The 16081-nt window shown below is 60.7% G+C and carries 17 protein-coding genes; 9 read left to right on the forward strand and 8 right to left on the reverse strand.

From position 1 onward, the window contains the following. Positions 1–35 precede the first annotated feature (35 nt). Entirely contained in the window at positions 36–314 is a 279-nt protein-coding gene (locus ASD52_RS20435; RefSeq protein WP_025431370.1) for an HU family DNA-binding protein, read from the forward strand. 170 nt (positions 315–484) lie between these two features. Here the strand turns inward: ASD52_RS20435 and ASD52_RS20440 are convergent, their stop codons facing one another. The 3 genes from ASD52_RS20440 to ASD52_RS40200 all read right to left on the reverse strand — a co-directional run bounded on the left by ASD52_RS20440 (position 485) and on the right by ASD52_RS40200 (position 3346). Then, positions 485–703 (reverse strand): hypothetical protein, encoded by a 219-nt coding sequence (locus ASD52_RS20440; protein ID WP_057225353.1) that lies wholly within the window; start codon positions 701–703, stop codon positions 485–487. Between the two features lie 27 nt (positions 704–730). Then, positions 731–2677: a hypothetical protein gene (locus ASD52_RS20445; RefSeq protein ID WP_244497496.1), complete on the reverse strand. Its 1947-nt coding sequence runs from the start codon at positions 2675–2677 to the stop codon at positions 731–733. 402 nt (positions 2678–3079) lie between these two features. Continuing rightward, entirely contained in the window at positions 3080–3346 is a 267-nt protein-coding gene (locus ASD52_RS40200; RefSeq protein ID WP_244494303.1) for a hypothetical protein, read from the reverse strand. On the opposite strand from ASD52_RS40200, the gene ASD52_RS20450 reads away from it, so the two are divergent. Next, positions 3228–4511, forward strand: coding sequence for an MATE family efflux transporter (locus ASD52_RS20450; RefSeq protein WP_244497499.1), 1284 nt, complete (start codon positions 3228–3230; stop codon positions 4509–4511). The genes ASD52_RS40200 and ASD52_RS20450 overlap by 119 nt on opposite strands. 136 nt (positions 4512–4647) lie before the next feature. Here ASD52_RS20450 and ASD52_RS20455 read toward each other — a convergent pair whose 3' ends face one another. After that, positions 4648–5241: a TetR/AcrR family transcriptional regulator gene (locus ASD52_RS20455; protein WP_025431374.1), complete on the reverse strand. Its 594-nt coding sequence runs from the start codon at positions 5239–5241 to the stop codon at positions 4648–4650. 165 nt (positions 5242–5406) lie between these two features. On the opposite strand from ASD52_RS20455, the gene ASD52_RS20460 reads away from it, so the two are divergent. Next, a complete protein-coding gene (locus tag ASD52_RS20460) occupies positions 5407–5796 on the forward strand; it encodes a RidA family protein (protein WP_057225421.1) in 390 nt (129 codons plus the stop codon). Between the two features lie 179 nt (positions 5797–5975). Here the strand turns inward: ASD52_RS20460 and ASD52_RS20465 are convergent, their stop codons facing one another. From ASD52_RS20465 to ASD52_RS20480, 4 genes are all read right to left on the reverse strand, one after another. After that, positions 5976–7046 carry an alcohol dehydrogenase family protein gene (locus tag ASD52_RS20465; RefSeq protein ID WP_057225357.1) on the reverse strand — a complete coding sequence of 357 codons (1071 nt, stop codon included), beginning with the start codon at positions 7044–7046 and terminating at the stop codon, positions 5976–5978. Positions 7047–7057: 11 nt separating this feature from the next. After that, a complete protein-coding gene (locus ASD52_RS20470) occupies positions 7058–8434 on the reverse strand; it encodes an aspartate aminotransferase family protein (RefSeq protein WP_057217377.1) in 1377 nt (458 codons plus the stop codon). A gap of 48 nt (positions 8435–8482) precedes the next feature. Further along, positions 8483–9979 carry an NAD-dependent succinate-semialdehyde dehydrogenase gene (locus tag ASD52_RS20475; protein ID WP_057225359.1) on the reverse strand — a complete coding sequence of 499 codons (1497 nt, stop codon included), beginning with the start codon at positions 9977–9979 and terminating at the stop codon, positions 8483–8485. A gap of 119 nt (positions 9980–10098) precedes the next feature. Then, positions 10099–10581, reverse strand: coding sequence for an Lrp/AsnC family transcriptional regulator (locus ASD52_RS20480; protein ID WP_057225362.1), 483 nt, complete (start codon positions 10579–10581; stop codon positions 10099–10101). A 102-nt stretch (positions 10582–10683) separates the two neighbouring features. Between ASD52_RS20480 and ASD52_RS20485 the strand changes: the two genes are divergently transcribed. The 6 genes from ASD52_RS20485 to eutA all read left to right on the forward strand — a co-directional run bounded on the left by ASD52_RS20485 (position 10684) and on the right by eutA (position 16081). After that, entirely contained in the window at positions 10684–12069 is a 1386-nt protein-coding gene (locus tag ASD52_RS20485) for a PLP-dependent aminotransferase family protein (protein WP_057225368.1), read from the forward strand. A 123-nt stretch (positions 12070–12192) separates the two neighbouring features. Beyond that, positions 12193–12978, forward strand: coding sequence for an ectoine/hydroxyectoine ABC transporter ATP-binding protein EhuA (ehuA, locus tag ASD52_RS20490; RefSeq protein WP_057221396.1), 786 nt, complete (start codon positions 12193–12195; stop codon positions 12976–12978). 62 nt (positions 12979–13040) lie between these two features. Beyond that, positions 13041–13892, forward strand: coding sequence for an ectoine/hydroxyectoine ABC transporter substrate-binding protein EhuB (ehuB, locus tag ASD52_RS20495; RefSeq protein WP_057221397.1), 852 nt, complete (start codon positions 13041–13043; stop codon positions 13890–13892). Positions 13893–13975: 83 nt separating this feature from the next. Then, positions 13976–14635 carry an ectoine/hydroxyectoine ABC transporter permease subunit EhuC gene (gene ehuC / locus ASD52_RS20500; RefSeq protein WP_057207768.1) on the forward strand — a complete coding sequence of 220 codons (660 nt, stop codon included), beginning with the start codon at positions 13976–13978 and terminating at the stop codon, positions 14633–14635. A gap of 4 nt (positions 14636–14639) precedes the next feature. Continuing rightward, entirely contained in the window at positions 14640–15302 is a 663-nt protein-coding gene (gene ehuD, locus ASD52_RS20505; RefSeq protein ID WP_057207769.1) for an ectoine/hydroxyectoine ABC transporter permease subunit EhuD, read from the forward strand. Next, complete coding sequence (gene eutA, locus ASD52_RS20510) at positions 15302–16081, forward strand: ectoine utilization protein EutA (RefSeq protein ID WP_057221398.1); 780 nt, start codon at positions 15302–15304, stop codon at positions 16079–16081. The genes ehuD and eutA overlap by 1 nt, the downstream gene beginning before the upstream one ends.

The raw sequence follows: 16081 nt of genomic DNA on the forward strand, positions 1-16081 counted from the left end.
AGTATCCTTTCGTCAAAAACGAGGAGGAACAACCTTTGACCACCACAACTGAAATCGCAGAAAAGATCGCCGGCGAGCATGGCCTGACGAAGGCTCAAAGCAAAGCCGTCGTTGAATCCGTGCTTGCAGCCATCTCCGCCGCTTCGGTCTCCGGCAACGAAACCTCCCTGCCCGGCTTCGGCAAGTTCAAGGTTAAGGCCACGCCTGAGCGTGAAGCCCGCAATCCGGCAACCGGAGCGACCATCAAGGTAGCGGCAGCAAGGAAGGTGTCCTTCGTACCGGCAAAGGCTCTGAAGGACGCACTCAACAAGTAACGTCGCAGCTTTTGGCCCCGCCTGCTGGCGGGGCCACTGAACTCGCTTAGGCTCTGCGTCCAGGCAGCAGCAGAACCCTATGCCATGGGGCTTCTCAGCCGCACGCGTTTAAGCGCCACCGCCGCTGGGCACCATCGTCAAACGCAGTGAAGACGTCTGGCCGGACCGCCTTACCCGTCGAACCGGCCGTTCGAGATGTCCTCGGCCGACGTCACGGAAACCGCGACGCTGACGCCCTTGATCACCGTGCCTCCAGCCCTTTGGAGATCAACGACGGTCTGAAGGGCGCCTTTGACCGGCACCGTCATCGGCGCGACGGTCGCTGCCTCCAGGTCAACAATGTAAAGTCCCTCTTCGCCAGCGAAACCTAAGATCGCAAGTTTTGCCATGCACATTCCCCCCGCTCGGTTTAATCTCTAGAAGCCTGCCTTCTTGAGACCTTCACGATAGATGTCTTTGTGCCATTTTTCCTTAATCGGCACGATCGACAACCAGTTTTCGACATCAAAGTCGGGATGGGTTTCTCGGACTCTGGTAACGAATACATGTGCTTTGTCGCGGTGGCCGAGCATGGCCCAGCTCGCGGCCGCCAACCGGTCGGCGAGGCTGCCATCTGCCATTCTATCGATGTAGCCAATCGCCGCCTCGAAACGGCCGAGACCGTAGCAGGCGCCCGCCGCCGTCCACAGGTAGGAATCTGGGCTTATGGGATTGAGTTCGATGGCGCGCTCGATGGTCCGACACGCGGTATCCAGACGCGAACAGTGGGCCAAGGCGTCGGCGTGGTCGGCAATGATATCCGCGTAATGTGGGCTTAGCGTCTCGGCCAGTTGCAAAGTCTCGACACTTTCGTCGAGAGCACCCTGCAGCAGCTTTGCCACCCCAAGCTCGCGGTAGCCATCCGCCATGTCGCTGCTTGTCTCAATGGCCTGCAAGGCATAGGCCTCAGCCGACTTCAGCAAAACCGCCTCGCCTCGCGCCGTCAGAAGCCACTCCTCCGAATAGGTTCGTGCAAGCGAGCTGAGCGCCGGCGCGAAGTTGGCGCTTTCCTGCAAAACCGCTTTCATCTCCTTTCGGGCACGACGCAGGTTTGGCAGCGTCAAGCGGTCGAAAAACCGCCGTCCAAGCAGATAGCGGTGATACGCGGCCGGGTTCCGATCGAAATTGGAGCGCGTGATCCTGTGGCGCTCGATTTCGCTCGCGACCGAAAGTGCCAGGCGCCCGGATATGTCACGCCTGTTTTGCGCGAAACGCGCGCCATCAAGGCTGAGGCGCTCCGCCCAGACAATCTCGCTCGTGGGAAGAAACACGAGCTGTGTGAACAAGGAAAGCGCCTCGTCCACACCGCTCAACCGTGTCTCGAGCACATAGGTCAGGCCATGATGCTCAAGCATCGCGAGCTGGTCTTCAGTTTTGCGGCTTATCTGCAGGGCGGAGTAAGGTGCCAGCACCTGAACGCTATTCAGCACACAGAAGCCAATGGTGATGTCCTCCAGAAGCGAGGCCACAATCATCGCTGCGGCGGGTTCGCGGCTGTAGTTGTTGGGCGGGAGCAACGCCAGGCGCGGCAGGCTAGGCCTTGAATGTTCCGTCAGTTCAGCGGGATTGATGATCTCGACATTTGCCGCCCGCGCCGCGATCTTGGCTGGCGGGAACGATTGTTTCTCCTTCATCCAGGATGCGAGCATCTCGTTTCGCCGTTCAAACGTGCGCTTGAGATGCTCAACCTCTCCCTGCACTTCGTAGGCCTGCAGCAGAAATTTGGGTGCGATCTGGTCGTTTGAGCCCGTGAGAAAGACGAGAAGCGCGGCCTGTTGGACGACGGCACGCTGGTCAGCTGTGTTGGCCAGAGATGCCATCAGCCGCATGGCATGATCGAGAGCTATCAGCTGACGCTCTCGCTGCTGCGCTAGCCAGTGGTCAAACAAAGAATTTTGAAGGTCGATTTTATCCAGAAAAGCCGATCGAAGCCGATCAACAAGCACCTTGAGTTCATCGAACGAGCCTTCAGGCTCGGCCATCCCAAACAACGAAACATCGCAGGTGATCGAGGATGACTTGAGCTCGATCCCATGGTTCGAAAAAACAAGAAAATGCACATTGAGCTCGGATTGACGACCTCTGATCCGCGAGATCAACCTGCGAAGATTGGTGAAAGCGACCGATGGCGTTCCCCTGCCCCAAAGCAGCTCCGCAACCTCCATTCTCGTGGCGGTCCGACGGCCTGTGGAAAAAAGGTAGGCGAGGATCACAAGCGCCTTTGCGGGGAACGGGATGGCGTGCCCATGCTCATCGAGCAACTCCAGACCGCCAAATGTCCGCAGGCGGAAGATCGTCGACTGTGGTTCGCCGCCTGAATCCAATCGCTCGACCTCTATCAGATTTCCACACGATCCTAAGTTGAAGTAGGCGGAAAATCATGCCGAAGTCAACTTACAGTATCAGAGTGCAACGGCGAACTCTCAAAGTCTAAAAGCTTCGCACATTTGTCCCAATCAATAGTGCAGCACCACGTCACAATCAGCGCAATGGGGAGCGGGTCTGATGCGTCAACACAGCGAACAAGTTCAAAGCAGCGTGGCTGAGAAGCGCCGGACCGGCCGCCTTGATAGATCTAAGAATTTGACATGGGGACCGGCAGGCGGATAAAGCTCGGCTAAGGTATCGGGCACCTGCCGCCTGCGGACGCAAGTCACGGTGAAGCCCGACGATACTCATCTTCTCACCCTCGAAGCATTTCGTCGGTAGGCAAAGCAGGCTCCCTGTCAAATGCGAAATGCCTCATTTGAGGAGTGAGCGATGTCGTCCGGACACGCACAGCAAAATCCGTTCCTGACCGCTCCGATCGGGCGGCTCTTTATTACCAATGCTTTGCCGATGATGCTTGTCATGATGATGAGCGGACTATTGACCGTGGTTGATGCCGCCATCCTCGGGCATTTCATTGGTGCCGATGCCCTGGCTGCGGTCAGCATCGTCTTTCCAGCGGCGATGGTCACCATCGCATTGTCGACGCTTGTCAGCGGCGGCATGTCCAGCCTGCTTGCCCGGCATCTAGGCGCAGGTGCGCGAGACATGGCGGCGGCAGTATTTGCACGGGCCCACGGTCTCGCGCTCGCGATGGCGCTGGTGCTGATCTTTGCCTTCCTTGTGGGCGGGCGCACCGCCACCGGCCACATAGCAGGCACCGAAGGCAACATCGCCGAAATGTCGTATCGCTACCTCCTGATCATGATCTGCGCGACGCCTGTGCAGTTTCTGCTGGGGCTGCACGCGGATGCTTGCCGCAACGAAGGCCGCGTGGGCCTGATGGCATTGATGTCGGTCGGGGTAACCTTCGCCAATATCGCGTTAAACTACGTGTTGATCGTCGAGCTCGATCTTGGCATTGCCGGATCGGCGTTGGGCACGGCGCTGGCCCAGGCCCTTGGATTGGCACTCCTGGTCGGGATGCGGCTACACGGCGTTTGGATGATACCGCTCGCTTCGCTTGGGGCGCATAGTTGGGCCGGTGGCTGGCGGCCCATTGTGCTCCTCGGCATGCCGCTGAGCCTGAGCTTCATCGGCATCGCACTGGTTGCGGCCGCGGTGATCGCGACATTGCGGCTGACCGCCGGCGCCAGCTACGCCGACACTGCTGCTGCTTATGGCATCGTCATGCGCATTTTCAGCTTTACCTTCCTGCCACTCATGGCGATCGCGCTCTCCACGCAAAGCATCGTCGGCAACAATGTCGGAGCCGGTTTTTATCAGCGTTCGGACAGAATGTTGCGCCTCGCAGTAAGCGTTGCGTTTTTCTATTGCGTCGCGGTCGAACTCATCTTGCTGAGCGCAAGCAGCAGGATCGGCGCGGGCTTTGCGCAGGATGCGTCTGTCGTCGCAGAAGTCGGCGCAATCCTGCGGCCGATGGTTTCTCTTTATCTCTTTACCGGGCCCATTCTGGTGTTCGCGCTTTATTTCCAGGCCGCGGGCCAGCCTGGGAGAGCGGCGGTGCTGACGCTCGTCAAGCCGTTTGCGCTTAGCCCGCTGCTGATTGTCTGCTTTGGGGTCTTCGGCGACAGCACGGCGATCTGGTTTGCCTTTCCGGTCACAGACTGCCTTGTGGCCACCCTCGCGACAGCGATCCTTATCCCAATCCTGAAGACCCCCGCACCTGCAGGCGGCTTTGGGCTCAGGGTCCAAAGGATAACTGTATGACAAACCAAGCGGGACCACATGAGGCCGGCAGCGTTGCCGGTTGGTGATGACGCAAGGGAGCGATGTGGTGCGGTGCCACGCGAAGTTTCGTGGCACCAAAATCACAAATTTCGCGCCATTGAATTGGCCCGGGACCCTACGCGGGTTTCATGAGAAAGCCCGTGGCCAGTGCGTGGAAAGCGGCTACAGCCTTCGGCAATACGCCCTGCGGATCGTCGCTGGCGGCAATCCAGAGGGCGGCATTGAGCGCAGCGCCACTGAGAAGCCGGGCGGCGGCTTCCGCGTCCACCGGCTTGAGTATCCCCTGCGCGGTCAGCCGCTCAACTGTGCGCTTTGTCGCCTGAAGACAGCTGCTCTGGCTCGGCCATTGCGATGGATCGCCCAAGACAGCAGGTCCGTCGAGCAGAACAATGCGTTGCACTTCTGGGACAAGTGCCATCTCGATATAGGCGGCACCCTCGGCCAGCAAGCCTTGCCAAGGGTCTGTCGCACGGGCGCCGATCTCCTGCGCGCGCAAAGCCATGTCGGAGTCGATCTGGTTGACGACAGCGGCCAAGAGGCCGCGCTTGTCGCCAAAATTGTGGTAAAGCGCCCCTCGCGTGAGCCCGACTTCGGCTGTCAATTCGTCCATTGAAGCAGCGGAATATCCCTTTTCGGCAAAGGCTTTTCGCGCCGCCGCGATCAGCTTGACGCGGTTTTCCTCCATCGTCTCGACACGCCGTTTCGCCATCTTGCCCTCAAATTCATATACGCCTCGTATATGGACTTGACATACGAGGCGCATTTCGGCTATTTCACATACGCACCGTACATGAAACGAGTGAGCATGGAAAGCGCTTGAAGCGTCGCCTCCGCTCATTGGATGCGGTCAAATGACAACAAGGCGAGATCAAAGATGACAGAGCGCGAAGCAATCTTTCCCGCAAACCGGCACGCTCTTTATGAGGAACACGGTTATTCGGCCGCCATTCGATCCGGTGACCTATTGTTCGTCTCCGGCCAGGTTGGTAGCCGTATCGACGGAACGCCGGAACCCGACTTTGAACGCCAGGTCCAACTGGCCTTCGAAAACCTCAAGGCGACGCTGAATGCGGCCGGGTGCACATTCGACGATCTTGTCGATGTGACGACGTTCCACACGGATCCCGAGAACCAGTTCGCAACGATCATGACCGTCAAACAACAGATTTTTAGCAAGCCGCCTTACCCGAACTGGACCGCAGTCGGTGTCAATTGGCTCGCCGGCTTCGACTTCGAGATCAAGGTCATCGCCCGCATCCCCTAGGCTCCGCCGGCGCGATCGTGGGACAGATTTCTAACAGTCGGTCGCGGTACCAATGGAACATTGGCTCAACTCCGACATTGGGAAGTCCGATGGTTTCGCCGGCCTTGCTGCTCGAGACGCATACGGCGCCGGCCGCATAGCTCGTTCTCGAATTTGTCAAGCATGAAGGAATTCGGCCCTCAGTCCGGAACGACAACCAGATTGCCGACAAAAGACTTGGCCATGAAGTCCGTCTGGGCGCGATGAAACTCACGCAGCGGATAGACGCCTGCGACCAGCGGCCGGATTCTGTTTTCTTCGATATAGCGAACCAAGCGCCTGAAATCGGCCCGGGTGCCCTGGCTTGAACCGTGCAGTTCAAGCTGCTTCAGATACATCGTGCGCAAATCGAGCTGAACGACGGCGCCGCCGATCGCGCCGGCGGTGGTGTAGCGACCCTCCGGTTTCAGCACCTTCAGAAGATCGTTGAACATCGGGCCGGCAACGAGATCGGCAACGACATCGATCGGTTTGCCCTGTGATGCTTTGGTGACCGCGTCCACGAGATCGCCTTTGTCGCGCGTGACCACGGCACTGGCGCCGATATCGAGAAGGGCCTGCTCTTTACCCGCGCTGGTAATGGCTATTGGCACCGCGCCACGAACCCGCGCCAGCTGGATAATGGCGGAACCGACGCCGCCCGAGGCACCAGTCACCAGCACGATCTCGCCGGCGACCAGCCGTGCCCTTTCCAACATGCGTTCCGCCGTCAGGTAGGCACAACAGAACGTCGCCAACTCGACATCCGTCAGATCGGTATCGACGACATGGGCATTTTCCGCTGGCAGCGCCATATATTGAGCATAGCCGCCGTCGCGGCCATGGCCCATGTAATCGATGTCGGCAAGGCTGTCGTCATCGCGGTTGTAGATCGAAAAATCCACCATCACTCGTTCACCGATACGCGCTGGATCGACGCGCGATCCGGTGGCGACGATGCGACCAACGGCATCGGTGCCCTGGATGCGTGGGAAAGTGAGGGTGTTGCCCTGGCGACGCCAGGTCGAAACCGCGGCTGCGTCGTCCTCCGTGCCATAGGCGCCCTGGCGCACCCAGACATCGGTGTTGTTCATTCCGCAGGCCGTCACCCTTATCAGAACCTCGTCGGAGGCCGGCCCCGGCACGGGGACAGCGCCGTTGTAGACGAGCTTGTCGAGCCCGCCATGACCGACGAGTTGCACCGCGCTCATCGTTGTCGGTATCAAGGTCATAACGGCCTCCCTCAGCGCCCGAGAACCTGTTCGATTGCCGCCGTCGCGGCTTTCACGACGATATCGGCTTCATCCCGTGTCAGGCATAGCGGCGGGGCAAAACCGAGGATATCGCCTTGCGGCATGGCGCGGCCGATGACGCCACGCTCGGCAAGAGCGGCAGAAACCTGCGGGCCGATCTTCTGGCTCACATCGAAGAACCTACGGTCGTCCCTGTCTTCGACGAACTCGACGGCTGCCATCAGCCCATCGCCACGAACCTCACCCACATGCCTGTGGCCGCCAACCGCTTCGGCGAGTCTTTCGCGGAAATAGGCGCCGGTCGTACCGGCATTTTCGATGAGGCCGAGTTCGTCGATCAGCTCGAGATTGGCGATGCCGGCTGCAGCACAGATCGGATGGGAGGAATAGGTCCAGCCATGGCCGATGGCCCCGAGTTCGTCGGATCCCTGAACCAGAACCTGCCACACCTTGTCGGAGACGATCGTTCCCGAGAGCGGAGCATAGGCGGAGGTCAGCCCCTTGGCGATGGTGATGAGATCCGGCTTCATGCCGTAGTGATCCGAGCCAAACATCGTGCCGAGACGGCCGAAGCCGGTTACGACCTCATCGGCGATCAGCAGGATGTCGTATTTGGCAAGCACCGCCTGGATCTTCTGCCAATAGCCCTTCGGCGGCGGAACTATACCGCCGGTGCCGAGGATCGGTTCACCGATGAAGGCGGCGATGGTGTCCGGCCCTTCATTGACGATCATTTCCTCAAGCTTGTCGGCGCAATATTGCGAGAACTGCTCCTCGTCCATCGAACGGTCGGGCCGGCGGAAATAATAGGGTGCCTCCGTGTGCAGGATCGGTGCGCGTGGCAGGTCGAAGGCGTTGTGAAAGAGCGCAAGACCGGTCAGCGATCCAGTCATCACGCCGGATCCGTGATAGCCACGCCAGCGTGAAATGATCTTCTTTTTATCCGGCCGTCCGAGAATGTTGTTGTAGTACCAGATCAGCTTGATGTTGGTTTCGTTGGCGTCCGAACCCGAAAGCCCGAAATAGACGCGGGACATGCCCTCCGGTGCCCGGTCGATGATCATCTTGGACAGCGTGATCGAGGCTTCGGTGCCATGCCCGACATAGGCGTGATAGTAGGCCAGGTTCTTTGCCTGCTCGGCAATCGCGTCGGCGATCTTCTGGCGGCCATAGCCGACATTGACGCAGTAGAGCCCGGCAAAGGCATCGAGACTTGTCCGCCCGTTGACGTCGGTGATGTAGACGCCCTCGCCGCCGGCAATCACCCGGGTCGGTGTCTCGCCGCGCGCATGCATGCCCATGTGGGTCGACGGATGGAAGAAGTGGTCGCGGTCCCAGGCGGTCAGTTCGTTGTTGCGGTCGAGCATGGTGTTTTGTCCTTATGCTGTCGGTGTTCGATTGGTGATGGAGCGACTTCAGGCCGCGGTGTCGATGCAGAGATATTTGAGCTCGCTGAAGGCCTCGAGCCCGTGTCTCGATCCCTCGCGGCCGAGACCCGACTGTTTCCAGCCGCCGAAGGGAACGGGCCCGCCGGTGATCTTCACCCGGTTGATCGCCACCATGCCGTAGTCGAGTGCCCGGCCGAGCCGCATCTGTCGTGCTCCGTTCTCGGTGACGACATAGGCGACCAGGCCATAGTCCGTGTCGTTGGCACGGGCGATCACCTCCGCCTCGCTGTCGAAGGAGGTGACGGCCGCAACAGGGCCAAATGTCTCTTCCCGCATGATCAGCGCGTCATCGGGAACATCGGTCAGCAGCGTCGGCTCGTAAAATAGCGCGCCCACGTGGTGCCGCCTGCCGCCGGATACAAGGGTCGCTCCGCGTTTCAGCGCGTCGGCGACCTGTTCCTCGACCTTGGCGACAGCGCGCTCATGCATCAGCGGACCGATGTCGACACCGGCATCCAGACCGCCCCCGACGTTCAGCTTGGCGATACGTGCCGCAAACGCGGCATTGAAAGCCCTAAGGATCGGGCGTTCGACGTAGATCCGATTGGCAGCCAGACAGTCCTGGCCGGACGTCGCGAACTTGGCGTTGATAGCGATGTCGGCCGCTTTTTCGATATCCGTGTCGGCAAAGACGATGAGCGGGGCATGTCCGCCAAGCTCCATGACGAGGCGCTTCATCGTCGGCGCGCATTGGCCGGCGATCAATCGGCCGATCTCGGTCGATCCGGTAAAGCTCATGGCGCGCAGGCGTTTGTCCGCGCACATCTGCCCGACGATCTCCGCTGCATCGCCGGTGACGACGTTAAATACGCCTGCTGGAATTCCGGCCCGTTCGGCGAGTTCGGCGAGCGCCAGCGCCGAAAGCGGCGTTTCGCAGGACGGGTGGGCGACCACCGTGCACCCCGCCGCAAGTGCTGCGGCAGCCTTTCGGGTGACCATGGCCGACGGGAAGTTCCAAGGCGTGACAATACCGACGGCGCCGAGCGCCTCCCGACGCACGATCATCTCGGCGCCGGCAAGGTGACTTGTGACGCTTTCGGCATTCAAGCGTTTGCCTTCTTCGCCATACCACTCAAGGAAGGACGCGGCATAGTCGATCTCTCCGCGTGCTTCGGCAATCGGCTTGCCCTGCTCCAGCGTCATGATTAAAGCGAGATCGTCCTTGGCAGCCAGCATCAGTTCGCACCATTTGCGCAGTATGCCGGCGCGCTCCTGCGGAAGCATATCCCGCCACCCGGCGAAAGCCCTGTCTGCCGCGTCGATCGCCGCAGTCGTTTCATCGCCATCGAGCGACGCCACCCAGGCAAGGGTCCCGCCCGTGGCCGGGTCGGTCACCGCAAAGCTCTTGCCCTGGCGAGAAGAGGTCCAGCGACCGTTGACATAGGCAAGCTCGCGCAGCAGGTGACGATCTCCCAACTGGTTCAGCGTGTCGTGAAACGGTGTGCGGGCGAAAACGGCGGCCATCGGCATCTCCTCGGCATGGGCTGAGGAGATAGTGGCAGCGGACGGGCGAGAGATTGTCTGTTCAGCGAGCAGCGACGAGAGACTTTGTCTGAAATCGTGCCGGAGGAAAGAGAGATTGTCTAGGGTGCTGCCGGCAGCAATGCGGCCAGAGGGAGAACGGTTTCTTCCTTGACGGTCTTCGTCACGATGTAGGTGAAGTAGCGGTCGATCCCCAGTTCGCGATCGAGCAGGCTGTCGACCAGCCGCTGGTAGGCGTCGATATCTGCCGCGATGATCTTCAGAATATAATCGACGCCGCCGCCGACCGACCAGCAGGCGGTGATCTCGGGTATGGTTGCGACGGCGCGCTCGAAGCGCTCGAAATCAGCCTGCCGGTGATTGCCGAGCGTCACTTCCATCATCACGCTCGCCGCCGGCGCCACGCGGCGCACAGCCACCCGGGCATGGTAGCCGGTGATGATGCCGGCCTTCTCCAGTTTGCGAAGCCGCATCCAGCATGGCGTCGGCGACAGCCCGGCCTTTTCGGCGAGCGCCAGCTTGGTAATGCGACCGTCCTCCTGGACCGCCTCAAGGATGCGCAGGTCGATGGCGTCGAGTTTCATTTCATGGCTTTCGCGCGTGCTGTTTCATGTCAAATCTGGGAAAAGAGATTGGGTGTTGATTTTGCCGTTGTCAATTGACCTGATTTTCAGCAGTGTAAAATCATGACAACTTGGCGCCCCGACCCTGCCCAACTCCGCCGTCCGGCCTACCTCTCGTTGGCCGAACAGTTCGCGCGCGCGATTCAGGAGGGCAAACTATCCAACGCGCAGCGCCTTCCGACCCATCGCAACCTTGCCGACGAGCTGTCGTTGTCGGTTCAAACGGTGAGCCGGGCCTATGACGAACTGATCCGCCGAGGGCTTGTGTCCGGCGAAATCGGGCGCGGCAGCTTCGTGCAGACCCAGGCAAAGGAGCCTGAGCCCCCCTATCTGCCGGAGCGCCTGGGCGAACTGATCGACCTTTCGATCCTCAAACCGGTCTGCGAACAGCTTCATCTGCAGAAAATGCGGGGAGCGTTTGCCTGGCTTGCCGAGAACCTGCCCTCGAGTTCGGCGCTCTCCTTCCGCCCCAACATGGTGTTCCCGCGTCATCGCAACGTGGCGGCAGAATGGCTTGCCCGCTGTGGCCTGGAGATATCGCCGCTCAATGTCAGCCTGACCAACGGCGCGACATCGGCCATGACGGTGGCGCTGATGAGCGTCGCGCCTCCCGGATCGACAATTGCGACCGAGGCGGTGAGCCATCATACGCTGGTGCCGCTGTCGACCTATCTCGGCATCCACCTCGAAGGCCTGCCGATCGACCATGACGGCATGATCCCTGGGGCCCTGGACGAAGCCTGCCGAAAAGGCGTCATCCGGGCGATTTTCCTGCAGCCGTCGGTCATCAACCCGAAGGCAACGCTGATGAGCGAGGCGCGGCGCGCCGCCCTTGCCGAAGTCGCCCGTCGTCATGACATCGCGATCATCGAGAACGACATTCTCGGTCCGCTCGTCGATGCGGGACTAAAGCCGGTCGCGGCCTTTGCGCCAGAGCGGACGCTCTACATCACGAGTTTCACCAAGATCACCGTTCCGGGCCTGCGCATCGGCTATCTCGCTGCACCCGATCGCTATGTGGCTGCCGTTGCCAACCGGCATCTCGTCTCGAACTGGATGGCGACACCGGCAATCGCCGAGATCGCGACGCATTGGGTGAGCGATGGAACGGCAATCGAGCTGGTCGACTGGCAGCGGCGGGCACTGGCTGCCCGCCACGCCATTGCCGCCGAGGCGCTCGGCAATCTCGACTATCATTCCCATCCGCAGAGCCTGCATATTTGGCTGCCGCTGCCGGAGGGTCATACCGAAGAGGGCTTCGTCTCGCAGGCGCGCCTGCGTGGCGTGGCGATAGCGCCAGGATCTTCCTTCCGCACCTCGGACCTCGGCTGGCGCCCGGCCGTGCGCATATCGCTGGGCTCCACCACCGAGCAGGAATTGCGACAGGGCCTCGGCATCGTCGCCTCGCTTGCGATGGGAAATCCCGAAGCGCTTCTGCTTGCGATTTGAGGCGAAAGCCTATTTTCCGGGCGGAATTGGAATAATTGTCATGATATTATTATTCCAATTGACATGATTTAGACGGGCGATCATCGTTAAGGCATCACCGGTCCCCACCAGGGAAAGACGTGAATGCCCGAACCCATCATCCGCATCGATAACATCATCAAGCGCTACGGTCCGTTGACGGTGCTCGACGGTCTGTCGATGCAGGTCATGCCAGGAGAAAAGCTTGCGCTCATCGGTCCGTCCGGCTCCGGCAAGACGACGATCCTGCGCATCCTGATGACGTTGGAGACGATCAGCGGCGGCCATATCCATGTCGATGGTGAGCAGCTCTATCACATGCCCGGGAACGGCGGCCTCGTCGCCGCCGACGAGCGCTACCTTCACCGGATGCGCGAGAAGATCGGCATGGTCTTCCAGCACTTCAACCTGTTTCCGCACAAATGCGTTCTCGACAATGTCACGCTGGCGCCGATGCTGACCAAGGGCATGGCAAGGCCGGCCGCGGAAAAGCGGGCAATGGAGCTTCTCGACATGGTGGGCATGGCCGACAAGGCCAAAAGCATGCCCGCGCAGCTGTCGGGCGGGCAGAAACAGCGGGTGGCGATTGCCCGGGCGCTGGCGCTGTCGCCGAAGATCATGCTGTTTGACGAAGTCACATCCGCACTCGACCCCGAGCTTGTCGAGGAAGTGTTGAACGTCATGCGCAAACTCGCAGCCGAGACCGACATGACGATGCTGCTCGTCACCCATGAGATGGGCTTTGCCCACGATTTTGCCGACCGGATCCTTTTCTTCGACCGCGGCAAGATCGTCGAGGAAGGTAAACCGGACGACATCTTCCGTCATCCGAAGCAAGAGCGCACGCAAGTGTTCCTGCGCAAGATAATCGCGGCAGGGCACCGCGTCTGAGCGTTCGCGCCGGGATGTGCCCCAAACAAGAAGATGAAGAACAGCCAGAGGAGCCGATACCGATGAAAATGACGCATTTTATGACAGTGGCCGCAAGCGTTTCGACGCTGATTGCATTCGTTGCCACAACCCCGGCCGCTGCTGACGACGACAAGCTGCAGCAGCTCAAGGAGCAGGGCTTTGCCCGCATTGCGATCGCCAACGAGCCGCCGTTCACCGCAGTCGGCGCCGACGGCAAGGTGTCTGGTGCCGCACCGGACGTTGCCCGCGAAATCTTCAAGCGCCTCGGCGTTGCTGATGTCGCCGCATCCATCTCCGAATATGGCGCGATGATCCCCGGCCTTCAGGCCGGGCGGCACGATGCGATCACCGCCGGTCTCTTCATGAAGCCCGAGCGCTGTGCAGCGGTTGCCTATTCGGAACCGGTTCTTTGCGACGCGGAAGCCTTCGCGCTGAAGAAGGGCAATCCCTTGAAGCTGATGAGCTACAAGGACATTGCCGACAATCCCGATGTCAAGATCGGCGCGCCGGGCGGCGGCACCGAGGAAAAGCTGGCGCTGGAAGCCGGCGTTCCGCGCGATCGCGTCATTGTCGTGCCTGATGGTCAGAGCGGGCTGAAGATGCTGCAGGATGGGCGCATCGACGTTTACTCCCTGCCGGTCCTGTCGATCAACGACCTGATGTCGAAAGCCAACGACCCGAACCTCGAGGTTGTCGCCCCTGTCGAAGGTGCGCCGGTCTACTGCGACGGCGCCGCGTTCAAGAAGGGCGACGAAGCGCTGCGCGACGCCTTCGACGTCGAGCTGGCGAAGCTGAAGGAATCAGGTGAGTTCGCCAAGATCATCGAACCCTATGGTTTTTCCGCCAAGGCGGCGATGTCGACGACGCGCGAAAAGCTCTGCGCGGCCCAGTAAGGTTCTCCGGCTCCCTTCTTCGCGCTTGCGACAAGGGAGCCGGTCTCGATCGCTCACGACGACGACTGGAAATGTGAACAACGATGATCGACTGGTCCGGCTACATAGGGCTGATATTGCAGGGCGCGCTGGTGACGCTGCAGCTGACGGTGCTTGGCTCGGCGCTCGCCGTCGTCATGGCCTTCGTGGCAGGGCTTGCGCGCGTCAGCCGCTTCATGGCGGTGCGGGCGCTGGCGACGACCTACATCGAGTTCTTTCGCGGCACCTCGATTTTCGTGCAGCTGTTCTGGGTCTATTTCGTGCTGCCTTTCGCAGGCATCACGCTGACGCCGCTACAGGCGGGCGTCCTGGCGCTCGGCCTCAATGTCGGTGCCTATGGTGCCGAGGTGGTGCGCGGTGCGGTGAAGGCGATTGGCCGGGAGCAGCGCGAAGCCTGCATCGCGCTCAATCTGACCCGCTCTCAAGCCATGCGCCATATCATCCTGCCCCAAGCCTTGCCGCTGATGTTGCCAACCTTCTGCAACAACGCCATCGAGCTGTTGAAAGGCACGGCCGTCGTTTCGCTGATCTCGCTGACAGACATGACGTTTCAGGCACAGGTCGTGCGTGCCCAGACCGGCAACACGCTGATCCCGTTCACGGTGATCCTCGTTCTCTATTTCCTGATGTCCTGGGTCATTTCGCGCAGCATGCGGTGGCTTGAACGGCGCATGACGCGCGGCCTTGATGGCGTGAGGGCATGATCTGATGGAATGGGATTGGAATTTCGTCTGGCAGATCATGCCGACCCTGCTCGAAGGCCTGAAGATCACGATCCTGGCCACGGTTCTGGGGGCAGCAGTCGCCGCCGTCGTCGGCCTCGTCTTTGCGATCCTCAGGCTCTCGGCCCCGAAACCGATTGCCCGAGTGGTCGGCTTCATCCTCGAGTTCATTCGCGGCACGCCGCTGCTTGTCCAGCTTTACTTCATCTTCTACGTCCTGCCTGACATAGGCATCAGCCTGCCTGCGCTTGTCGCCGGCGTCATCGGGCTTGGAATCCACTACGGCACCTACACGGCTGAAGTCTACCGCGCCGGCATAGAGAACGTGCCGCGCGGGCAATGGGAGGCGGCGCGCGCCACCAATCTGACGCTGCGCCAGACCTGGCTGCACGTGATCCTGCCGCAGGCGATACCGCCCATGATCCCGGCGCTGGCGAACTATCTGATTGCCATGTTCAAGGAGACACCGTTGTTATCGGCCATCACCGTACTGGAACTGATGAACCAGGCGAAAAGCATCGCCAACAGCAACTATCGCTACATCGAACCGATGACGCTTGTCGGCGTGTTCTTCCTGGTCATGAGCCTCATCTCGGTCGTCTTCCTCAGGTGGCTGGAAGAACGCTACAGTCGCGTGGAGGAACGTTGATGGAAAAAACGCTCTCTCTTTCCCTCGCCTCTCGTGCTCCCGAACTTGACGAGCGCCCGCTCGAAAAACGCGTCGGACTGATCATCCTCGCCACCGACCACACGACCGAGCCGGATTTCCAGCGCATGGTCGCAAGCGATCGTATCGGCGTCTATGTCGCGCGCATCCATTATGCCAATCCGGTCACGCCTGAAAACCTGCGTGCGATGCGGCCGTCGCTGACGACGGCCGCCGGCCTGATCCTGCCCGACGAACAACTCGACGTTATCATGTACTCCTGCACCTCGGCCTCGGTGGTCATCGGCGACGAGCAGGTCACGGTGGCGATCCGCACAGCAAAGCCCGACGTGCCGGTCGTCACCCCGACTGCGGCGGCGGTCAAAGGTCTCCATGCCCTCGATGCCCGTCGCATTTCCGTGCTGACACCCTATACCCTCGAGACCAGCCGGCCGATGGCGGATTATTTTGCCGAAAGCGGATTTACGATCGATCGGTTTACCTGCCTTGGCCTGACGGATGATCGCGAAATGGCGCGTATCGGTGCCGACGAAATCATCGCCTTTGCCAGGGAGGCAATGGCGCCTGGCTCTGACGCGCTCTTCATTTCCTGCACGGCGGTCCGCGCCGCCTCTGTCGCTGCCCGCATCGAGGATGCGATTGGCAGGCCCGTTGTCACCAGCAATCTGGCAACCGCCTGGGCGTGCCTGCGCCTTTGCGGCGATGACGAGCACCGTCCTCAGCTCGGCCGCCTGATGACGCTGCCGATGGCGGGAGTTTGA

This window comes from Ensifer sp. Root142, assembly GCF_001426785.1.
GTDB classification, from domain to species: Bacteria; Pseudomonadota; Alphaproteobacteria; order Rhizobiales; family Rhizobiaceae; genus Ensifer; species Ensifer canadensis.

Bases quoted from the DNA above. Each gene is read 5' to 3' on its own strand.
- ASD52_RS20475 (WP_057225359.1), bottom strand. From the start codon at position 9,979: ATGGCCGCCGTTTTCGCCCGCACACCGTTTCACGACACGCTGAACCAG.
- ASD52_RS40200 (WP_244494303.1), bottom strand. From the start codon at position 3,346: ATGCCGCCGCTGACAAGCGTCGACAATGCGATGGTGACCATCGCCGCT.
- ehuC (WP_057207768.1), top strand. From the start codon at position 13,976: ATGATCGACTGGTCCGGCTACATAGGGCTGATATTGCAGGGCGCGCTG.
- ASD52_RS20455 (WP_025431374.1), bottom strand. From the start codon at position 5,241: ATGGCGAAACGGCGTGTCGAGACGATGGAGGAAAACCGCGTCAAGCTG.
- eutA (WP_057221398.1), top strand. From the start codon at position 15,302: ATGGAAAAAACGCTCTCTCTTTCCCTCGCCTCTCGTGCTCCCGAACTT.
- ASD52_RS20460 (WP_057225421.1), top strand. From the start codon at position 5,407: ATGACAGAGCGCGAAGCAATCTTTCCCGCAAACCGGCACGCTCTTTAT.
- ehuD (WP_057207769.1), top strand. From the start codon at position 14,640: ATGGAATGGGATTGGAATTTCGTCTGGCAGATCATGCCGACCCTGCTC.
- ASD52_RS20465 (WP_057225357.1), bottom strand. From the start codon at position 7,046: ATGACCTTGATACCGACAACGATGAGCGCGGTGCAACTCGTCGGTCAT.
- ehuB (WP_057221397.1), top strand. From the start codon at position 13,041: ATGAAAATGACGCATTTTATGACAGTGGCCGCAAGCGTTTCGACGCTG.
- ASD52_RS20485 (WP_057225368.1), top strand. From the start codon at position 10,684: ATGACAACTTGGCGCCCCGACCCTGCCCAACTCCGCCGTCCGGCCTAC.
- ASD52_RS20440 (WP_057225353.1), bottom strand. From the start codon at position 703: ATGGCAAAACTTGCGATCTTAGGTTTCGCTGGCGAAGAGGGACTTTAC.
- ASD52_RS20470 (WP_057217377.1), bottom strand. From the start codon at position 8,434: ATGCTCGACCGCAACAACGAACTGACCGCCTGGGACCGCGACCACTTC.
- ehuA (WP_057221396.1), top strand. From the start codon at position 12,193: ATGCCCGAACCCATCATCCGCATCGATAACATCATCAAGCGCTACGGT.
- ASD52_RS20480 (WP_057225362.1), bottom strand. From the start codon at position 10,581: ATGAAACTCGACGCCATCGACCTGCGCATCCTTGAGGCGGTCCAGGAG.